Source organism: Delftia sp. ZNC0008 (genome assembly GCF_000799035.1).
GTDB classification, from domain to species: domain Bacteria; phylum Pseudomonadota; class Gammaproteobacteria; order Burkholderiales; family Burkholderiaceae_C; genus Comamonas; species Comamonas tsuruhatensis.
The window spans coordinates 267-4,359 of record NZ_JTKZ01000592.1; the positions used below are offsets into that span (position 1 = coordinate 267).

A 4,093-nucleotide genomic window follows, 5' to 3' on the forward strand; every position below is an offset into this window, starting at 1 on the left:
AAAGCCCAGCAGCGTGGGCGTGGCATAGGTGTCGCCCTGCTGGTGCAGCGTGTGGTGGAACAGAATGCCTTCCTGCAGCGGCGCCAGCGGATAGATGTCCTGGATGTTGGCCGCGCCACCGGGCACGGCGTCCTCGACCCGTGCGATCTCCTGCGCGTCCAGTGCCACCAGCGTCAGCATGGCGGGCGTGATGGCCGTGCAGCCTTCGGGGATGCCGTTGGGCGGCACCAGCACCTCATGCCGGGGCAGGCCCTGCTCGCGGCGCAGCGCCAGTGCCAGATCCGCCAGCCGGGGGTGTTGGAACAGCGTGCGCACCTGCGTCACCCAGCCCTGGGCGCGCATGCGCTCCAGCAGCTTCAGGGCCAGCAACGAGTGCCCGCCCAGCTCAAAGAAATGGTCGTGGCGCCCCACGCGCTCCACGCCCAGCACCTCGCTCCAGAGTGCGGCCAGACGCTGCTCGCCATCGCCCACGGGCGCCTCGTAGTGCAGGCTGGCCAGCAGTTCAGGCTCGGGCAAGGCGGCCCTGTCCACCTTGCCATTGGCATTCAGGGGAAGGCGGTCCAGCACCATGATGGCGGCCGGCACCATGTAGTCCGGCAGTTCAAGGGCCAGGCGCTCGCGCAGTTCGGCCGCCGTGACCTGCAGCCCCTCATGCGCCGAGACATAGGCCGCCAGGTGCATGCCCGCCGGGCCCTTGCGGGCCACGACCACGGACTCCCGCACCTGGGGCTGGGCCAGCAGCCGGGCCTCGATCTCGCCCAGCTCGATGCGAAAGCCCCGGATCTTCACCTGGTGGTCCAGGCGCCCCAGGTACTCCAGCTGGCCTTCGTCGTTCCAGCGCACCAGGTCGCCCGTGCGGTACAGGCGGCCGCCGCCCTGGTCGAACGGGTCGGCGACGAAGCGCTCGGCGCTCAGGCCGGGCCGGCCCAGGTAGCCCTGCGCCAGCGCCTGCCCGCCCAGATAGAGTTCGCCGGCCACGCCTGCGGGAACCAGTCCCAGATCCTGGCCCAGCACCAGGGCCTTGGTCGCGCTGACGGGGCGGCCGATGGGGACCGGGCTGCGGCCATCGTCGCGGCAGGTCCAGTGCGTCACGTGGATGGCGGCCTCGGTGGGGCCATAGAGGTTTTGCAGGCTGACGCCGTGCAGGCGGCGCAGGGCCTCGCGCTGTGTCTCGGCCGGCATGGCCTCGCCGCCGCAGATCACATAGCGCAGGCGGGTCTCCTCCTCGATGCCTTCATGGGCCAGAAACGCCTGCAGCATGGCCGGCACGAAGTTCAGCGTGGTGATCTGGTGGCGGCGGATCAGCGCGACGATGCGCTCGGGATCGCGGTGGTCGCCGGGCCGGGCCATCACCAGGCGCACGCCCGCCGTCAGCGGCCAGAAGATTTCCCAGGCCGAGACATCGAAGCCGAAGGCCGCCTTGTGCAGCACCGCGTCGGCCCGCGTGAGCCGGTAGTGGTCCTGCATCCAGGCCATGCAATTGGACAGCGCGGCATGCCGGTTGGCCGCCCCCTTGGGCCGGCCGGTGGAGCCCGAGGTGTAGATCACATAGGCCAGATGGTCGCCATGGACCACCACTCCGGGATTGTGGTCAGGCCCTGCGTCCAGGTCCAGATCGTCGAGCTCGACCACGTTCAGCGCCTGCGCGAACGGCAGGCGCTCGCGTGCCTTGCGCTCGGTCAGCAGCAGGGCAATGCCGCTGTCCTGGGCAATGTAGGCCAGGCGGTCCACCGGGTACTCCATGTCCAGCGGCACATAGGCGCCGCCGGCCTTGAGCACCGCCAGCAGTCCCGCCACCATGTCCACCGAGCGCTCCAGCGCAACGCCCACGCGCACGTCCGGCCCCACGCCCAGGGCCATCAGCCGGTGGGCCAGCCGGTTGGCACGGGCGTTGAGCCGGGCCGAGGTCAGCGCCTCGTCGCCATGGACCAGGCAGACGGCATCGGGCTGCTCCCGCACGCGGGCCTCGAATTCCCGGTGCACGGGCAGGGCCTGGGGATGGGACTTGCCATTGAGGCTCCACTGCAGCAGCCTGTCCCGTTCATGCGCGGGCAGCACCGCAATCGCGGTCACGGGCTGGCCGGGTTCGCGCGCCAGGGCATCGGCCAGGCTGTCCAGCGCCTGGTGCATGTAGCCGCACATGCTGTGGGCATTCACCGCATCGATCACGTGCGCGATCAGCGTGAAGCCCTCGCCCGTGTCGTTGACCGACAGGCCGAACGGGAAGTTGGTGCGCTCGTGGCTTTGCAGTATCTGCACGCCGGTCCAGGCATCGCCAGCGTCCGCGTCCTGCAGCGCCGTGTGCCGGTAGTTGAGCAGGGCCGTGAACAGCGGCGCCCCGCCGGCCAGGCCGCTGCAGGACTGGGCCATCGACAGGCTGGCATGCTCGTGCTGCAGCAGGTCCGTCAGCGCGGACTGGGTCTGGCGCAGGGCCTGGGCCACGCCACGACCGGCCAGGCGAACGCGCAGCGGCAGCGTATTGATGAACATGCCCAGCGCGCGGGCCGCGCCCTGCTGCGCCTGCATGCGGCCGAACAGCACGGTGCCGAACACCACGTCGTCCCTGCCGCTGGTCCTGGCCAGCACCAGGGCCCAGGCCAGGTGGAACAGCGCGGCGGCGCTGACGCCGTGGCGCCGGGACTGCTGCCGCAACCGGGCGGCAAGGCCGCCGTCAAGCACCTGCCGCACCTCGTTCGTGCGCGCTCCGTCGCCCTGGACGTCCAGCAGCCCGAAGGGCGCCGTGGGCTCCTGCACATCGCCCAGCATGGCGCGGAAAAACGCCTCATGCCCGGCCGTGCCCTCGCCCGAGCGCGCCTGGGCCACGAACTGGCGGAACGGCAGCGGCCGGGGCAGCGCACTGGAGCGGCCCTGCTGGATCAGCGCGATCTCGCCGATCACCTGCTTGAGCGTGGTGTTGTCGTCCACCATGTGATGGGCCAGGATCTGCAGCAGCCAGCGCTGGCCCGGCGCGTCCTGCGCGGCCACCAGGTGGATCAGCGGCGCCTTGCGCAGGTCGATGCGGTAGCCCTGGGCGCAGGCGGCCAGCCGGGCCAGCGCGTCCTGCGCGTCCTGCGCGTCCTGCGCGTCCTGCGATGATGCCGCTGTTCCGCCCTCCTCCAGCCAGGACAGCGGCAGGCGGGCCTGCCGGCAGACGACCTGCACGGGCGTCGCCAGGCCCTCCCAGAACACGGCCGTGCGCAGGATGTCATGCCGCGCGACCACCTGGTCAAAGCTCTCGGCAAACCGCTGCAGCCGCTCGCGCGAGTCAAAGCACAGCGTGTGCGAGGTGACATAGGCATCGCCCTCGGACTGCAGCAGGTGGTGGAACAGAATTCCCTCCTGCAGCGGCGCCAGCGGATAGATGTCCTGGATGTTGGCTGCGCCACCGGGCACCGCAGCGGCAATGCGTGCAATCTCATCCTCATCCAGCGCCACCAGGGTCAGCATGTCCGGCGTGATCGCCGTGCAGCCTTCGGGGATGCCGTTGGGCGGCACATCGATCTCGCCGGCTACCTGCTCCCCTTGCTCACCCTGCTGCTCCTGCTGTTCCTCCAGTACCGCCTGCGCAAACTCCGCCAGCCTCGGGTGCTGGAACAGCGTGCGCACCTGCACGCGCAGGCCCTGGGCGCGTACGCGCTCCAGCAGGCCCAGGGCCAGCAGCGAATGCCCGCCCAGCTCGAAGAAGCCGTCCTGCCGGCCCACGCGATCCACGCCCAGCACCTCGGCCCAGATCTGCGCCAGCGTTTCTTCGAGTTCACCTTGCGGTGCCTCGTATTGCTGCGCACTCGCCATCTCCGGCTCGGGCAGCGCCTTGCGGTCCACCTTGCCGTTGGCCGTCAAAGGCAGGGCATCGAGCACGACGATGGCCGAGGGCACCATGTAGTCGGGCAGTACCTCGCCCAGTCGCCCCTTGAGCAGACCCTCTGCGATTTCTGCATTCAGCGACACATAGGCGATCAGTCTGGCACCGCCCGTCCCCTCCTTGGCCAGCACCACCGCCTCGCGCACCTCGGGCTGGGCCAGCAGCTGCGACTGCACCTCGCCCAGCTCGATGCGGAAGCCCCGGATCTTGACCTGCTGGTCGGCACGACCC

Annotated in this window: 1 protein-coding gene; it reads right to left on the bottom strand. The window is 70.3% G+C overall.

Going from position 1 to position 4,093, the window contains the following annotated elements; all coding sequences use genetic code 11:
• The coding region (locus tag L995_RS19530) for a non-ribosomal peptide synthetase (RefSeq protein WP_231574485.1) at window positions 1-4,093 on the bottom strand (4,093 nt) is incomplete at both ends.